The 15,399-nt window shown below is 71.9% G+C and carries 12 protein-coding genes; 8 read left to right on the top strand and 4 right to left on the bottom strand.

The window, feature by feature from the left end:
• Positions 1–26: 26 nt before the first annotated feature.
• Both ACIA77_RS04630 and glyA read right to left on the bottom strand, forming a co-directional pair.
• Positions 27–1,250: a sarcosine oxidase subunit beta family protein gene (locus ACIA77_RS04630; protein WP_395884409.1), complete on the bottom strand. Its 1,224-nt coding sequence runs from the start codon at positions 1,248–1,250 to the stop codon at positions 27–29.
• Positions 1,247–2,554 carry a serine hydroxymethyltransferase gene (glyA, locus tag ACIA77_RS04625; protein WP_395884408.1) on the bottom strand — a complete coding sequence of 436 codons (1,308 nt, stop codon included), beginning with the start codon at positions 2,552–2,554 and terminating at the stop codon, positions 1,247–1,249. Before glyA ends, ACIA77_RS04630 begins: the two co-directional genes overlap by 4 nt.
• A 96-nt stretch (positions 2,555–2,650) precedes the next feature.
• Between glyA and ACIA77_RS04620 the strand changes: the two genes are divergently transcribed.
• Entirely contained in the window at positions 2,651–3,295 is a 645-nt protein-coding gene (locus tag ACIA77_RS04620) for a GntR family transcriptional regulator (protein WP_395884980.1), read from the top strand.
• Positions 3,296–3,298: 3 nt separating this feature from the next.
• Here the strand turns inward: ACIA77_RS04620 and ACIA77_RS04615 are convergent, their stop codons facing one another.
• Entirely contained in the window at positions 3,299–4,420 is a 1,122-nt protein-coding gene (locus ACIA77_RS04615; protein WP_395884407.1) for an aromatic ring-hydroxylating dioxygenase subunit alpha, read from the bottom strand.
• A gap of 316 nt (positions 4,421–4,736) precedes the next feature.
• Positions 4,737–5,318: a TetR/AcrR family transcriptional regulator gene (locus tag ACIA77_RS04610; protein ID WP_395884406.1), complete on the bottom strand. Its 582-nt coding sequence runs from the start codon at positions 5,316–5,318 to the stop codon at positions 4,737–4,739.
• A gap of 210 nt (positions 5,319–5,528) precedes the next feature.
• Here ACIA77_RS04610 and ACIA77_RS04605 point away from each other — a divergent pair, with 210 nt between their 5' ends.
• From ACIA77_RS04605 to ACIA77_RS04575, 7 genes are all read left to right on the top strand, one after another.
• A complete protein-coding gene (locus ACIA77_RS04605; RefSeq protein ID WP_395884405.1) occupies positions 5,529–6,995 on the top strand; it encodes an aldehyde dehydrogenase family protein in 1,467 nt (488 codons plus the stop codon).
• 35 nt (positions 6,996–7,030) lie between these two features.
• A complete protein-coding gene (locus ACIA77_RS04600) occupies positions 7,031–8,596 on the top strand; it encodes an amino acid permease (protein ID WP_395884404.1) in 1,566 nt (521 codons plus the stop codon).
• Positions 8,597–8,609: 13 nt separating this feature from the next.
• Positions 8,610–10,268, top strand: a complete 1,659-nt coding sequence (betA, locus tag ACIA77_RS04595; protein ID WP_395884403.1) for a choline dehydrogenase — start codon at positions 8,610–8,612, stop codon at positions 10,266–10,268.
• A gap of 213 nt (positions 10,269–10,481) precedes the next feature.
• A complete protein-coding gene (locus ACIA77_RS04590; protein WP_395884402.1) occupies positions 10,482–10,808 on the top strand; it encodes a bifunctional 3-phenylpropionate/cinnamic acid dioxygenase ferredoxin subunit in 327 nt (108 codons plus the stop codon).
• A complete protein-coding gene (locus tag ACIA77_RS04585) occupies positions 10,805–11,974 on the top strand; it encodes an NAD(P)/FAD-dependent oxidoreductase (RefSeq protein WP_395884401.1) in 1,170 nt (389 codons plus the stop codon). Before ACIA77_RS04590 ends, ACIA77_RS04585 begins: the two co-directional genes overlap by 4 nt.
• 5 nt (positions 11,975–11,979) lie before the next feature.
• Positions 11,980–12,861 (top strand): LysR family transcriptional regulator, encoded by an 882-nt coding sequence (locus tag ACIA77_RS04580; RefSeq protein ID WP_395884400.1) that lies wholly within the window; start codon positions 11,980–11,982, stop codon positions 12,859–12,861.
• Between the two features lie 146 nt (positions 12,862–13,007).
• Entirely contained in the window at positions 13,008–15,353 is a 2,346-nt protein-coding gene (locus tag ACIA77_RS04575; RefSeq protein ID WP_395884399.1) for an arylsulfatase, read from the top strand.
• The last annotated feature ends 46 nt before the right edge of the window (positions 15,354–15,399 follow it).

Below are 15,399 nucleotides of genomic sequence, written 5' to 3'. Positions count from 1 at the left end.
CTCGACCTCCTCGGGTCTGGTCCGGGCTAGTGGGCGACGGCGGCGGCGCCGTGCTCGTCGACGAGGGCGCCGGTGGTGAACCGGTCGAGGGTGAACGGTTCGGCGTACGGGTGCGGCTCGCCCTTCGCGACGGTGTGGGCGAAGCAGTCCCCCACACCGGGCGTGGCCTTGAAGCCCCCGGTGCCCCAGCCGCAGTTGACGTAGAGGTTCTCCACGGGCGTGAGGCCGACGATGGGCGACGCGTCCGGGGTGACGTCGACGATCCCGGCCCACGTGCGCAGCAGGTGCGCCCGCGCGAACACCGGGAACAGCTCGAGCGCCGCGGCCATCTGGTCCTCGATGATGTGGAACGACCCGCGCTGCCCGTAACCGGCGTAGGCGTCGATGCCGGCGCCCATCACGAGCTCGCCCTTGTGCGCTTGGGAGACGTACACGTGCACCGCGTTGGACATGACCACAGTCGGGTGCACGGGTTCGAGCAGCTCCGACACGAGCGCCTGCAGCGGGTGGGACACCAGCGGCACGTCGAAGCCGGCCAGCCGGGCGACCACGGACGAGTGCCCGGCGGCGCACAGCGCGACCTTGCCCGCCGCGATCCGCCCGCGCGTGGTCCCGACCGCGGTGACGCGGCCGCCGGTCGTCTCGATCCCGGTGACTTCGCAGTCCTGGATGAGGTCCACGCCCAGCGCGGCGGCCGCGCGGGCGAAGCCCCACGCCACGTAGTCGTGCTTGGCGATCCCCGCGCGCGGCTGGTAGGTCGCGCCGAGGACCGGGTAGCGGACGTCGGGTGAGGTGTCGACGATCGGGCAGAGCTCCTTCACCCCGGCCGGATCCACCCACTCGGCGTCGATCCCGTTGAGCTTGTTGGCCTCCACGCGGCGGACGCTGTCGCGCACGTCCTGCAGGCTGTGCGCGAGGTTCAGCACCCCGCGCTGACTGAACAGGATCGGGTAGCCGAGGTCTTCCTCCAGGCCCTCCCACAGTTTGAGCGAGTGCTCGTAGATGCCGGAGCTCTCGTCCCACAGGTAGTTGGACCGGATGATGGTCGTGTTGCGGGCCATGTTCCCGCCCGCGAGCCAGCCCTTCTCCAGCACGGCGACGTCGGTGATGCCGTGGACCTTCGCGAGGTAGTACGCGGTGGCGAGACCGTGGCCGCCGCCCCCGACCACGACGACGTCGTAGGAACGCTTCGGTTCCGGGTTGTCCCAGAGGAAATCCGGGTGCTCGGGCAAGTCTGCGCCGGGGGTCATCGCGGGGCCTCCAATCCGGGGTAGAGCGGGAACCGTTCGGTGAGGGTGGCGACGCGGCTGCGGAGCTTTTCGGCGACGGTGTCGTCGAAGCTCGGCAGCAACGTCCTTGCGATGATGTCGGCGACCTCGCGGAACTCGTCGTCGCCGAAGCCGCGGGTGGCCAGCGCTGGGGTGCCGATGCGGATGCCGGAGGTGACCATCGGCGGGCGCGGGTCGAACGGGACGGCGTTGCGGTTGACCGTGATGCCCACGGAGTGCAGCCGGTCCTCGGCCTGCCTGCCGTCCAAAGCGGACTCGCGCAAGTCGGCCAGGACGAGGTGCACGTCGGTGCCGCCGGTGAGCACGGAGATCCCGGCCGCCGTGGTGTCTTCGGCCAGCAAACGCTCGGCCAGCAGCTTCGCGCCGCGCAGCGTCCGCTGCTGGCGTTCGGCGAACGCCGGTTCGGCGGCCATCTTGAACGCCACCGCTTTGGCCGCGATCACGTGCTCCAGCGGCCCGCCCTGCTGGCCCGGGAACACCGCGGAGTTGACCTTCTTGGCCAGCTCCGCGTCGTTGGTCAGCACGACGCCGCCGCGCGGGCCGCCGAGCGTCTTGTGCGTGGTGGTCGTGGTGACGTGCGCGTGCGGCACCGGCGACGGGTGCAGCCCGGCGGCCACGAGGCCGGCGAAGTGGGCCATGTCGACGAGCAGGTGGGCGCCGACCTCGTCGGCGATCTCGCGGAACCGCGCGAAGTCCAGCTGCCGCGGGTAGGCCGACCAGCCGGCGATGATGAGCTGCGGGCGGTGCTCGCGGGCGAGCCGCGCGACCTCGTCCAGGTCCACCCGGAAGTCCTGTTCGGACACTTCGTAGGCGGAAACCTCGTACAGCAGGCCGGAGAAGTTGATCCGCATGCCGTGTGTGAGGTGCCCGCCGTGGGCCAGCGACAGGCCGAGGATGCGGTCGCCGGGCTTGATGAGGGCGGCCATGGCGGCGGCGTTGGCCTGCGCGCCCGAGTGGGGCTGCACGTTGGCGAAGCGGGCGCCGAAGAGTTCCTTGACCCGTTCGCGGGCCAGCGTCTCGATGACGTCGACGTGCTCGCAGCCGCCGTAGTAGCGCCGGCCGGGGTACCCCTCGGCGTACTTGTTGGTGAGCACCGAACCCTGGGCCTGCAGCACCGCCTCCGGGGCGAAGTTCTCGCTGGCGATCATCTCGAGCGTCGAGGTCTGCCGGTGCAGCTCGGCCCCGATCGCGGCGGCCACGTCCGGGTCGAAGTCCTGCAGGGAGCGGCCGAGCACGGCGTCCGCTCCCCCGATCGTCGCGGTCATTCCTGCCTGCTCCCGTCCGTTCGCTGGCTGGTCGACTTCTGATATATCAATCGTCGATGTAGAGTAGGCCGGGTGAGCACCCCGGTCAACAGCCCGATGCCCGTCAGCGGCCCGTCACTCGCCGAGCAGGCGTACCTGTTCATCCGCGACCGCGTCGTGATGCTGGACATCAAACCCGGCGACCCGATCAACGAGGACTGGCTGGGCGGCACGCTCGGCATGGGGCGCACCCCCGTGCGCGAGGCGCTCAAACGCCTCGAAACCGAGCGGCTCGTCGTCGCCTACCCGCGCCGCGGCACGTTCGCCACGGACGTGAACATCTCCGATCTCGCGCACATCTCCGAAGTGCGCCGCACGCTGGAGCCGATGGCCACGGCGGCCGCCGCAGAGCGCTTGTCGGAGGCCGACCGGGCCGGCCTCACGGTGCTGCGCGAGCAGCTCGCCGAGAGCGATCCGGCCCCGGGCGACAACACCGAACTGCTGCGCACCGACCTCGAGCTGCACCGCGCCATCTACCGGTGTGTGCACAACCCGTTCCTCGAAGACACCCTCATCCACTACGACAACCTCGCCACCCGCATCTGGTGCGTGTTCCTGCCCCGCCTGAGCGGCCTGGCCGGCCACGTGAACGAGCACCTGCCCCTGCTCACGGCGATAATCGAGGGCGACGCCGAGAAGGCCGCCGACCTCACCCTGGACCACGTGACCGGCTTCGAAACCGCGATCCGCGCACTGATCTAACGGCTACTCGCCGATCCGCGCGCGGACCCAGTCGTGGAACGCGCCGATGTGGTGCTCGCTGGGCACGAGCACCCCGCCGCGGGCGTAGGAGCGCGAGTCCATCGCGAGCTGGCAGCGTTCGCACGCCTCGAAGTCCTGCTGGTTCACGCGGTGGAACAGCTCCACCGAGCGCGTGAGGTCCACTCCGGACTCCACGACCTCCGGCAGGTACAGCCAGTCGCACACCACCAGCGTGCGATCGGGCGCGAGCGGGAACATCCGGTGCAGGATCACGTGGTCCGGGACGAGGTTCACGAACACCTGCGGGCGGACGGTGATCGCGTAGTAGCGGCGGTCCTGGTGCTCGCCGACGCCCGGCAGCCGCGTGAGCCCCGCCGTGCCGTCGACGGTGAACCCGGCGACGTCCGCGCCGAACTCGGCGCCGTGGCCCACGTAGTACTGCGCGGCGTAGCCGCCGGCGAACTCCGGCAGCACCTCCGTGAGTTCCGGGTGGATCGTCGCGCAGTGGTAGCACTCCATGAAGTTCTCGATGATCTGTTTCCAGTTCGCCTTCACGTCGTACTCGATGCGCCGCCCGAGGGAGAGCCCGTCGAGCCCGTACGCCTCGATCTCCCCCGGGCCCCCGAGGCGATCGGCGACGTCGGCCATCACCGTCTGTTCGAACGAAGGCGGTTCCGCGGCCAGGCTGACCCACGCGTATCCGAGCCACTCGCGCACGGCCAGGCGCGTGAGGCCGTACTCGGTGCGGTCGACGTCGGGCATCCCGGTGAGGTTGGGCGCGGCGATCAGCTTGCCGTCGAGTCCGTAGGTCCAAGCGTGGTACCTGCACTGGAACGCGCGCTTGACCTGACCTTCGGCGTCGGTGCACAGGCGGGCGCCGCGGTGGCGGCAGACGTTGAGGAACGCGTTCACCGCGCCGTCGCGCCCCCGCGCGACGAGCACGCTCTCCCGCCCGATCCGCACGGTCCGGAACGCGCCGGGCGCCGCCAGATCCGCGCTGCGCACGGCGCAGAACCAGTCGTGCTCGAAGATCCGCTCCTGCTCGCGGGCGAAGATCTCCGGGTCGGTGTAGTAGCGGCCGGACAGCGTCGGCAGCAGGCTCTGCGGCAGGTTGGTGGTCGTCACCGGCGGTGCTCCTCTCGGGGCGGGACGATCGGTGCGGGAAGTTGTGGGGCACGACTGTGCGGAGGTGGCCGCCGGGCGCGGTCTTCACCACGATGATCAGCACGGTGATCAAGTTGCGTAATGCGCGCCGGGTTGCTCTCTCCGGAACACAATGCGGGCCACTGCCGACGCTGTCAAGGACGGGGTTTTCGCGTCACCCGATTACCCCACCGCACGTGAAGCTGGTGCGCGGGCACGGTTTCCGCCCAGCGGGCAGCCTCGCCGGACCTGGGTGGTGCCACCCGGTCCGGGGCGGGAATTTTTTCAGCGGTGCCGGTCAGGCCGGCGGGCCGTCGATCGCGCGGCGGAACAGGGCCTCGATCTCCGGGCGGGCGGGAGGCGGATCGGCGAGGGCCGCCTGCATGAGGAGGCCGCAGAACAACCCGGCGAGCAGCCGGCCGGTCAGCGGGTCGGTGCGGGAACCGAAGAGCCCGATGAGGGCGTCGTCCCACGCGGCGCTGGCCGGGCGCAGCCGCGGGCGGTGCAGGGCGGCCACGTAGAGGTCGTACTCGACGACGGTGTGGGGGTAGAGCTCGTTGAGGTAGCCCATGACCAGGTCGGCGAGGGCCGCGACGAAGTCGGCGCCCGGGTCGAGCTGCTGCTCCCACTCGCGCAGCTCGCGCACGTTGTTCGCCGCGGCCTCGTGCAGCGCTACTTCGAGCAGGTCGTCGAGCGTCGCGAAGTGGTAGGTCGTCGAACCGAGCGGCACGCCGGCCGCCGCGGCGACCGCGCGGTGGGTCAGGCCGTCGATGCCGCGCTCGGCCACGACCTGGATGGCGGCCTTCGCGATCCGCGTGCGCCGCTCGGGGTCGTTCGGGCCCCGCAGCTTCCTGCGCCCGGAGGTGTCCCTCGTCGCCATCACCACCAGCCCCTTCGCCGACCGTCCGTTCGCCCGGCACCGGCGATCGTCGCACGTCCCCGGGCGGGGACGGCGCCGACGACGCCTGCCGGGCGTCGAGAACTCGTTGTGGACAGATGTACACGTTGAGCGTACAAATGTACGCACTTGAAGTGCCGCGCGTCACACCCAGCGTGGCAACCGGCTCCGCGAGCTGCTGGGAAAGGCCTGATGAAGGACCTCCACATCGACGGAATCTGGACCGAAGCCGCCGGCGAGGCGCACTCGGAAGTGCTCAACCCCGCCGACGGCGAAGTGCTCACCACCGTGTCGGTCGCGGGACCCGGCGAGATCGCCACCGCCGTCACCGCCGCCCGCCGCGCCTTCGACGGCGGGCCCTGGCGAAGAACGACCGCGCAGGACCGCGCGGACCTGCTCACCCGCATCGCCGCGTTGCTGCAGCGCGACCGCGAGGACCTGGCCCGCACCGAAACCCTCGACACCGGCAAGACCCTGGCCGAGGGCCGCATCGACGTGGACGACGTCACCGCCGTCTTCCGCTACTACGCGGCGCTGGCGGCCCACGACGCCGGCCGCGTGGTCGACACCGGTGACCCGCGCGCGATCAGCCGGATCGACCACGAACCGGTGGGCGTGTGCGCCCTGATCGCACCGTGGAACTACCCGCTGCTGCAGATGTCGTGGAAACTCGCCCCGGCGCTGGCCGCGGGCAACACGACGGTGCTCAAACCGAGTGAGGTCACCCCGCTCACCACCATCCGGCTGGTCGCGCTGGCCGAGGAAGCCGGGGTGCCGCCCGGGGTGGTGAACCTGCTGCTCGGGCCCGGTGCCGTCGGCGCGGCCCTGGTGGCCGACCCCGGCGTGGACCTGATCTCCTTCACCGGCGGGCTGGCCACCGGCGAGAAGATCATGGCCGCGGCCGCGCGCGGGGTCCGCCGCGTGGCGCTGGAACTCGGCGGCAAGAACCCCAACGTGGTGTTCGACGACGCCGACTTCGACGCCGCGCTGGACTACGCGCTCGCCGCCGCGTTCGTCCACTCCGGACAGGTCTGCTCGGCCGGCGCGCGGCTGATCGTGCAGGACGGCGTGCACGACCGGTTCGTGGCCGAGATCGCCGCCCGGGCGGACCGGATCCGGCTCGGCTCCGGGCTCGACCCCGCCAGCGAGGCCGGCCCGCTCGTGTCGGAACAGCACCGGGCCAAGGTCGAGCGGGCCATCGCCGGGGCGCTCGCGGCGGGCGCCACCCTGCGCGCCGGCGGCGCGCGGCCTCTCGAACCCGCTCTGCAGCGCGGGTTCTTCTTGCGCCCCACCGTGTTCTCCGGCTGCACGCGCGACATGGCGGTGGTGCGCGAGGAGGTGTTCGGGCCCGTCGTCACCGTCGAGCGGTTCACCGGTGAGGAAGAGGCGATCACCCTCGCCAACGACACGGACTACGGGCTCGCGGGCGCCGTGTGGACTTCGGACGCCGGGCGAGCCCAACGCGTCGCCGGGGCGCTGCGCCACGGCACGGTGTGGATCAACGACTACCACCCCTACCTGCCGCAGGCGGAGTGGGGCGGGTTCGGCCGGTCCGGGATCGGGCGTGAGCTCGGGCCGACCGGGCTGGCCGAGTACCGCGAGACGAAACACGTCTACCACAACATCGACCCCGTTCCGCAGCGCTGGTTCAAGGGCTGAGCCGCTCCCCCGACCCCCACCACGAGGACGAATCCATGACGACACGATCCAAACCGGCCGGCGGGGACCACTCCGACAGCTCCGAGCTGGCGAAGTTCGGCTACCGCCAGGAGCTCGAGCGCTCGCTCGGCTCGTTCTCCAGTTTCGCCGCGGGCTTCAGCTACATCTCGATCATGACCGGGGTGTTCCAGCTGTTCTTCTTCGGCTTCGGCTCGGGCGGCCCGGCCTTCATCTGGACCTGGCCGCTGGTCTTCCTGGGCCAGCTGGCCGTGGCGCTGTGCTTCGCCGAGCTGGCCGGGCAGTTCCCGCTCGCGGGCTCGGTCTACCAGTGGGCCAAGCAGATCGCGAAACCCGCGACCTCGTGGCTCGCGGGCTGGATCATGATCATCGGCGCCATCGTGACGGCCGCGGCCGTCGCGGTGGCGTACCAGATCATCCTGCCGCAGGTGTCGACGGCGTTCCAGCTCGTCGGCAGCGACTCCGACGCCGGGCTCACGTCCACCCCCGGCGGCGCGCAGAACGCGATCATCCTCGCGCTGGTGCTCGTGGTGTTCGCGACGATCGTGAACATCATCGGCGTCAAGCTGATGGCGAAGATCAACAACTTCGGCGTGGCCGTGGAACTCGGCGCGAGCATCCTGCTGATCGTCGCGCTCGCGGTGCACATCAAGCGCGGCCCTGGCGTCGTGTTCGACACGCACGGCACCGGCGACGGGCAGTCGCTCGGCTACCTCGGGGCGTTCCTGGTCGCGTCGCTGATGAGCGCATACGTGTTCTACGGCTTCGACACCGCGGGCTCGCTCGCGGAGGAGACCACGCAGCCGCGCCGGCACGCGCCGCGGGCGATCATCCGCGCACTCACGGCGGCGTTCGTCGTCGGCGGGCTGATGATGCTGATCGGCATGATGGCCGTGGGCGACCTCAACGCCGACGAGCTGTCCACCTCGGGCATGCCGTACCTGCTCAAGAGCACGCTGGGCACCGGGCTCGGCGACGCGTTCCTGATCTGCTCGGCCATTGCCATCACGGTGTGCTGCCTCGCGGTGCAAACGGCCGCGATCCGCATGACGTTCGCGATGGCGCGCGACGGGCGGCTGCCGTTCAGCCGGCGGCTGGCGAAGGTGTCGCCGCGGTCGAAGACGCCGGTCGTGCCCGCCCTGCTCACCGGCGGGCTGACCGTGGTGGTGCTGCTGATCAACCTCGGCAACCAGCGCGCGTTCTTCGTGCTCACCTCGACGGCGATCATCCTGTTCTACATCCCCTACCTGATGGTCACGGGGCCGATGCTGGTGCGCCGCCTGCGCGGGCGCTGGCCGCGCCCGGACCACGGGCCGTACTTCAAGCTCGGCCGCTGGGGCACCCTCGTGAACCTCGTGGCCGTGCTCTACGGCCTGGGCATGACGATCAACCTCATCTGGCCGCGGGCCGAGGTGTACGGCGACGACCACTGGTACTTCCAGTGGGGCGCGGTCCTCATCACCGCGCTGATCGTGGTGGCCGGCGGGATCCTGCTGTGGGTCCGCCGCCGCCACTGGGCCACCGCGCACACGAGCGCCGAGCACCGCCCGGAGGAACCGGCCGCCGGTTCCGTGGCCGGCTGAGGAAAGGAGAGACATGAGTACCGAGACCTACGACTTCGTCATCGTCGGCGGCGGGTCCGCGGGCTGCGCGCTCGCGAACCGCCTCTCGGCCGACCCCTCGAACTCCGTGCTGGTGCTGGAGGCCGGGCGCTCGGACGCGAAGTGGGACGTGTTCATCCACATGCCCGCGGCGCTGACGTTCCCGATCGGCAGCAAGTTCTACGACTGGGGGTACCGCAGCGAACCCGAGCCGCACATGCACCGGCGCCGGATCTACCACGCGCGCGGCAAGGTGCTCGGCGGGTCCAGCAGCATCAACGGGATGATCTTCCAGCGCGGCAACCCGATGGACTACGAGCGCTGGGCCGCGGATCCGGGTATGTCCGAATGGGACTACGCGCACTGCCTGCCCTACTTCCGGCGCATGGAGAACTGCCTCGCCGACGCGCCCGACGGCACCTGGCGCGGGCACGACGGGCCGCTGGAGCTGGAACGCGGACCGGCGACGAACCCGTTGTTCGAAGCGTTCTTCGCAGCCGCCGAACAGGCGGGGTACGCGCGCACCGACGACGTGAACGGCTACCGGCAGGAGGGCTTCGCCGCCTTCGACCGCAACGTCCGCAAAGGACGGCGGCTCTCGGCCGCCCGCGCGTACCTGCACCCGGTGCTGCACCGGCCGAACCTCACGGTGAAGACCCACGCCTTCGTGTCGCAGGTGCTCTTCGACGGCACGCGCGCGATCGGCGTCGAGTACGCGCAGGGCCGCGGCGCGCCGGGTGAGGTGTACGGCAAGGAGATCATCCTGTGCGGTGGCGCGATCAACACGCCGCAGCTGCTGCAGCTGTCCGGCATCGGCAACGCGAGCGAACTGGCCCGCCTCGGCATTGACGTCGTGCGCGACCTGCCCGGCGTCGGGGAGAACCTGCAGGACCACCTCGAGGTCTACATCCAGTACGGGTGCAAACAGCCGGTGTCGATGCAGCCTTCGCTGGCGAAGTGGAAACGGCCGTGGATCGGCGCGCAGTGGCTGTTCCTGCGGTCGGGGCCGGCCGCCACCAACCACTTCGAGGGCGGTGGGTTCGTCCGAAGCAACGACGACGTGGCCTACCCCAACCTGATGTTCCACTTCCTGCCCGTCGCGATCCGCTACGACGGGTCGGTGCCGGCGGGCGGGCACGGCTACCAAGTCCACGTGGGCCCGATGTACGCCGACACGCGGGGTTCGGTGAAGATCACCTCCACGGATCCGCGCACGCACCCGGCCATCCGGTTCAACTACCTGTCCACGGAGAACGACCGGCGCGAGTGGGTCGAGGCGGTGCGCGTGGCGCGGACCATCCTCAACCAGCCCGCGCTCGACGCGTTCAACGACGGCGAGCTCTCACCCGGACCCGGCGTGCAGACCGACGAGGAGATCCTCGACTGGGTCGCGAAGGACGCCGAGACCGCGCTCCACCCGTCGTGCACGGCGAAGATGGGCGTGGACGAGCAGTCGGTCGTGGACCCGGGCAGCATGCGCGTGCACGGCACCGAAGGCCTGCGGGTCGTCGACGCTTCCGTGCTGCCCTACATCCCCAACGGCAACATCTACGCGCCGGTGATGATGACTGCCGAGAAGTCCGCGGACCTGATCCTCGGCAACACCCCGCTGGCGCCGGTCAAGCAGCCCTTCTACCGCCACCAGCAGGCGTAACCCGGCCTCCCGGAGACCCGTGCCCCGCCCGGCGCGCGGGTCTTCGGCGTGCCCGGGCAACGGCGTGAAAATCCGCGGTGGCCGATCGGCGCGAACCCCTTGACGGCGTCCTGACGCGGCCCGCAGACTTGTTGCGTATCGCGTACTGCGTTCCCCCATCCGCAACACTGCGAACTCACAAGCCCACACCCCGAGCTCCTCCCGGAGGCCCTGATGCTGCGCGCGTGCACGGTGGACGAACTGCCCCCCGGCGAATCCGTCCGGATCGCGGGGCCCGAGCCGATCGCGGTGTTCAACGCCGACGGTGAGCTGTACGCGATCGGCGACACGTGCAGCCACCAGGACGCCTCGCTCGCCGACGGCTGGCTCGAAGGCTGCTTCGTGGAGTGCCCGCTGCACGCGGCGCTGTTCGACCTGCGGACCGGGTTGCCCTCGTGCCTGCCCGCGAAGGAAGCCGTGCGCACGTACGACGTCCTCGTCGAAGCCGGCGTGATCTACGTGCTGGCGGAAGCGGCCGGCAGCGAAGAGGACGCGGCGTGAAGTCGGTCGCGATCGTCGGGGCCTCGCTCGCCGGGGCCCGCGCCGCGCAGGAGCTGCGCGCGCAGGGGTTCGACGGGCGGATCGTCCTCGTCGGCGAGGAACCCCACCTGCCCTACGACCGGCCGCCGCTGTCGAAGGCTTTCCTCGCCGGCACCTCGGACCGCGCCTCGCTCGACCTGCTCGACGCCGACGACCTCGCCTCGCTCGACCTGCGGCTCGGCACCCGCGCGGAACGCCTGGACCCGGCGACCGGACGGCTCGTGCTGTCCGACGGCGAGCTGGCGGTCGACGGCGTCGTGCTCGCCACCGGCGGGCGCGCGCGACGGCTGCCCGGGACCGAGGGCGTGGCCGGGGTCCACGTGCTGCGCACGCTCGACGACGCGCTGGCCCTGCGCGAAGAGCTGGTGCCGGGCGCCCGGGTGGTGATCGTCGGCGCCGGGTTCATCGGCGCCGAGGTCGCGTCCACCTGCCGCGCGCTCGGGCTCGACGTGACCGTGCTCGAAGCGCTGGCCGCGCCGCTCGAACGCGTGCTGGGCCCGCAGCTGGCCGAAGCGTGCGCGCGGCTGCACGAGCGCCACGGCACCGTGCTGCGCTGCGGCGCGGCCGTCGACGAGCTGGTCACCGGCGGCGGCCGCGTCACCGGAGTCCGGCTCGCCGGCGGCGAAGAGCTGCCCGCCGATGTCGTGGTCGCCGGCATCGGCATGGTGCCCGCGGCCGAGTGGCTCGCGGACTCGGGCCTCGAGGCCGGCAACGGCGTGCACGTGTCCGCCGGGCTCGTCACCGCGCTGCCGAACGTGGTCGCGGTCGGCGACGTCGCCGCGTACACCTCGGCGCAAACCGGGCGGCGGCACCGCCACGAGCACTGGACCAACGCGAGCGAACAGGCGGGCGTCGCCGTCGCGAACCTGCTCGCGGGCACGACCACCCGCCACTACACGCCCAGCGGCTACGTCTGGTCGGACCAGTACGCGGGCACCCTGCAGCTCGCCGGGCACCCGCGCCCGGACGACGAGGTCGTGTTCGAACTGGGCGGCCCGGACGACGCCGCGTTCGTCGCGACGTACCGGCGCGACGGCACCACGGTGGGGGTCTTCGCGCTCAACAGCGCCAAGCAGTTCACGCGGTTGCGCCGGCAGGCGCTGCGGCGGCCCGCGCCCGTAGCCTGACGGGAATGGAGCGCCGGCAACTGCAGTACTTCCTCGCGGTCGTCGACCACGGCGGCTTCACCAACGCGGCGCGGCGGCTGCACGTGGCGCAGCCGTCGCTCTCGCACGCCGTGCGCGGCCTGGAGAAGGAGCTGGGCGGGCTGCTGTTCCACCGGCTGCCCCACGGTGCCGCCCTCACGCCCGCGGGTGAAGCGCTCGTCGGACCGGCGCGGCGGATCCTGCGCGACCTCAGCACTGCCGACGCGTCCGTGCGCGAGGTGCTCGGCCTCGGTGGCGGGACGCTCGACCTCGCGTCGCAGACCACGCTCGCCGTGGACCCGCTGGCCCGCCTGCTCGGGCGGTTCCGCGCGGCGCACCCGAAGGTGCTCGTGCGCGTGCGGGCTCCCGAGACGGGTTCGGACGTGGTCGGCCGAGTGCGCGACGGGCAGACCGAAGTCGGGCTCGTCGAGTCCGGCGCCGAAACGGCGGGCCTGGCCGGGCGCGACCTCGCCGCCCAGGAGGTGTTCGCGGTGCTGCCCGCGGACTCCCCCGTGAGCGAGGCGCTGCCCGTCACCGAGCTCGCCGGGCTGGACCTCGTCACGACCCCGCCCGGCACCGCGACCCGCTGGCTCGTCGAGGAAGCGCTGCGCGGCACGGCCGAACCGCGCGTGGTCGTGGAGACCGAGCACCGGGCGATGATGGTGCCGCTCGTGCTCGCCGGCGCGGGTGCCGCGTTGCTGCCGCGCGCGATGGCCGAGGACGCGCGCCGCCAGGGCGCGGTGACCGTGCCGCTCGACCCGCCCTTGGTGCGCCGCGGCCGGATGGTGTGGCGGCCCGGGCCGCTTTCCCCCGCCGCCGACCGGTTCCTCGCGCTCGCCGACGAGGGTTCGTCGCGCGCGCCGGCCTGACGAGGGCCCATAACGTTCGTCTACCGGCGTGATCGAAAACCGGTCTCGGCCACCCCCGTCCGGCTCCTGGCCGGGCGATCCGCGCGGCGCCAAGCTCGTTCCAGGACGGCCGGGCCCTCGTCCGTCCACAGTGGAAGGAGCCGCCCATGTCCGCGTTCCCCGCCGACCGGCACGTGCTGCCGCGCCCGGACGTCCGCGTGCCCGCGGCGACCGCGCTCGACGTGCGCGACCAGCGTGGCGCGGGGACGCCCATCGGGCCCGTTCCCCCACCGCGGCGTGCGCCGAACGTGGTCCTTGTGCTGGCCGACGACCTCGGGTACGGCACGTCGAGCGCGTTCGGCGGGCCGTGCGCCACGCCCGCCGCCGACCGCCTCGCCGCCGGTGGCCTGCGGTACACGCGCTTCCACGTCACCGCCCTGTGTTCCCCGACCCGCCAGGCCCTCATGACCGGCCGCAACCACCACTCCGTCGGCATGGGCGGCACCACCGAGATGGCCACGTCGGCGCCCGGGTACCACGGGTTCCGCCCGCGCAGCGCCGCGACGCTCGCGCAGATCCTGCAGGGCAACGGGTACAGCACCGCGGCGTTCGGCAAGTGGCACCAGACGCCGCCGCGCGAGATCAGCGCCGTCGGCCCGTTCGACCGGTGGCCGACGGGCGAGGGCTTCGACACCTTCTACGGTTTCCTCGGCGCGGAGATGAACCACTGGTACCCGCTGCTCTACCAGGGCACCACGCCCGTGGAGCCCGAGCGGCGCCCCGAGGACGGCTACCACCTCACCGAAGACCTCGTGGACCACGCGATCGACTGGGTTCGCACGCAGCGCACGCTCACCCCGGACCGCCCGTTCTTCACCTACCTCGCGCTCGGCGCCGCACACGCCCCGCTGCACGTCGGGCGCGAGTGGCGCGAGCGCTACCGCGGCCGCTTCGACCACGGCTGGGACCGGCAGCGGGAGCTGACCCTGGCACGGCAGAAGGACCTCGGTGTCGTCCCGGAGAGCGCGGACCTCGCGCCGTGGGCCGAGGGGGTACCGCACTGGGCCGAGCTCGACGACACCCGCCGGCGGCTGGCCGCGCGGTTCATGGAGACCTTCGCCGGGTTCGTCGAGCACGCCGACACGCAGGTGAACCGGTTCGTGACCGCGCTGGACGAACTCGACGTCCTCGACGACACGCTCTTCCTCTACCTGCTGGGCGACAACGGCGCCTCGGGCGAAGGCGGGATCGAGGGCACGCTCGTCGAGCACCGGCTCGGCCACGGGCTCGTCGACGACCCCGCCGAGATGATCCGGCACCTCGACGAGATCGGCGATCCCGGCACCTACCCCATCGCACCCGCCGGCTGGGCGCTCGCGATGAACACGCCGCACCCGTGGACGAAACAGGTCGCCTCCCACCTCGGGGGTGTCCGCGACGGGCTGATCCTGCACTGGCCGGGCGGCGGCGCCGAGCCCGGCGGGCTGCGCCACCAGTTCGGGCACGTGATCGACGTGCTGCCCACGATCCTCGACTGCGCCGGCATCCCCGCGCCCCACAGCGTCGACGGAGTGCAGCAGCAGCCGATCGAAGGCGTGAGCCTGCGCGAGACGATCACCGACGCGGCCGCGCCCGAACGCCACCACACGCAGTACTTCGAGATGTGCGGCAACCGCGGCATCTACCACGACGGCTGGCTCGCGGCCACGCGCCACGGCGTGCCGTGGGAGATGGTGCCGGCGGGCCGGCGGCGGTTCGCCGACGACGTCTGGGAGCTCTACGACCTCACCCGCGACTGGAGCCAGGCCCACGACCTCTCCGCCGCGCGGCCGGCGAAACTGCGGGAGCTGCAGGACCTCTTCCTCGTCGAAGCCGCGAAGCACCAGGTGTTCCCGCTCGACGACCGCGTGACCGAACGCGAGAACCCCGTGCTCGCGGGCCGGCTCGACCTGCTCGGCCGGCGCAGCGCGGTGACCTACCGGGGCGGGATGCGCCGGTTCACCGAGGAGACGACGCCGAACGTCAAGAACCGCTCGCACACCATCACCGCCGACCTCGATGTGCCCGCCGACGCGGCCGGAGTGGTGATCGCGCAGGGCGGCCGGTTCGGCGGCTGGGCGCTGTACTTCGCCGACGGCTGTCCGGCCTACGTCTACAACTTCTTCGGACTGGAACTCCTCACCGCCGCCGCACCGGATCCGCTCGCGCCGGGCCGGCACGAGGTGCGCGTGGAGTTCACCTACGACGGCGGCGGCCTCGGCCTCGGCGGCGACGCCGTGCTCACCGCCGACGGCGAGAAGCTCGCGGCCGCGCGGATCGGGCGGACCATCCCGTACTACTTCTCCTTCGACGAAACGCTCGACGTCGGCGTCGACCTCGGCACGCCCGTGTCCGACGCCTACCCCGCCGGCGACAACGCCTTCACCGGGGTCGTCCACACCGTCCGCCTCGACCTCGGCCCGGGCGAGGAGCCGGACGGCGGACTGCGCCGGCGGATCATGAGCGCCCACTAGGTCCCGGTTCACCAGGCTCCTGACCGGCCGTTACCCTATGTCCCTA

Source organism: Amycolatopsis sp. NPDC051903, from assembly GCF_044452505.1.
GTDB lineage: Bacteria > Actinomycetota > Actinomycetes > Mycobacteriales > Pseudonocardiaceae > Amycolatopsis.
This window is presented reverse-complemented; position numbering and strand designations above follow the sequence as displayed.

What these genes read in the sequence shown, in the direction of transcription:
- ACIA77_RS04630 (WP_395884409.1), bottom strand. Translation starts at nt 1,250, where the DNA reads ATGACCCCCGGCGCAGACTTGCCCGAGCACCCGGATTTCCTCTGGGAC.
- glyA (WP_395884408.1), bottom strand. Translation starts at nt 2,554, where the DNA reads ATGACCGCGACGATCGGGGGAGCGGACGCCGTGCTCGGCCGCTCCCTG.
- ACIA77_RS04620 (WP_395884980.1), top strand. Translation starts at nt 2,651, where the DNA reads ATGCCCGTCAGCGGCCCGTCACTCGCCGAGCAGGCGTACCTGTTCATC.
- ACIA77_RS04610 (WP_395884406.1), bottom strand. Translation starts at nt 5,318, where the DNA reads ATGGCGACGAGGGACACCTCCGGGCGCAGGAAGCTGCGGGGCCCGAAC.
- ACIA77_RS04605 (WP_395884405.1), top strand. Translation starts at nt 5,529, where the DNA reads ATGAAGGACCTCCACATCGACGGAATCTGGACCGAAGCCGCCGGCGAG.
- ACIA77_RS04600 (WP_395884404.1), top strand. Translation starts at nt 7,031, where the DNA reads ATGACGACACGATCCAAACCGGCCGGCGGGGACCACTCCGACAGCTCC.
- betA (WP_395884403.1), top strand. Translation starts at nt 8,610, where the DNA reads ATGAGTACCGAGACCTACGACTTCGTCATCGTCGGCGGCGGGTCCGCG.
- ACIA77_RS04590 (WP_395884402.1), top strand. Translation starts at nt 10,482, where the DNA reads ATGCTGCGCGCGTGCACGGTGGACGAACTGCCCCCCGGCGAATCCGTC.
- ACIA77_RS04580 (WP_395884400.1), top strand. Translation starts at nt 11,980, where the DNA reads ATGGAGCGCCGGCAACTGCAGTACTTCCTCGCGGTCGTCGACCACGGC.
- ACIA77_RS04575 (WP_395884399.1), top strand. Translation starts at nt 13,008, where the DNA reads ATGTCCGCGTTCCCCGCCGACCGGCACGTGCTGCCGCGCCCGGACGTC.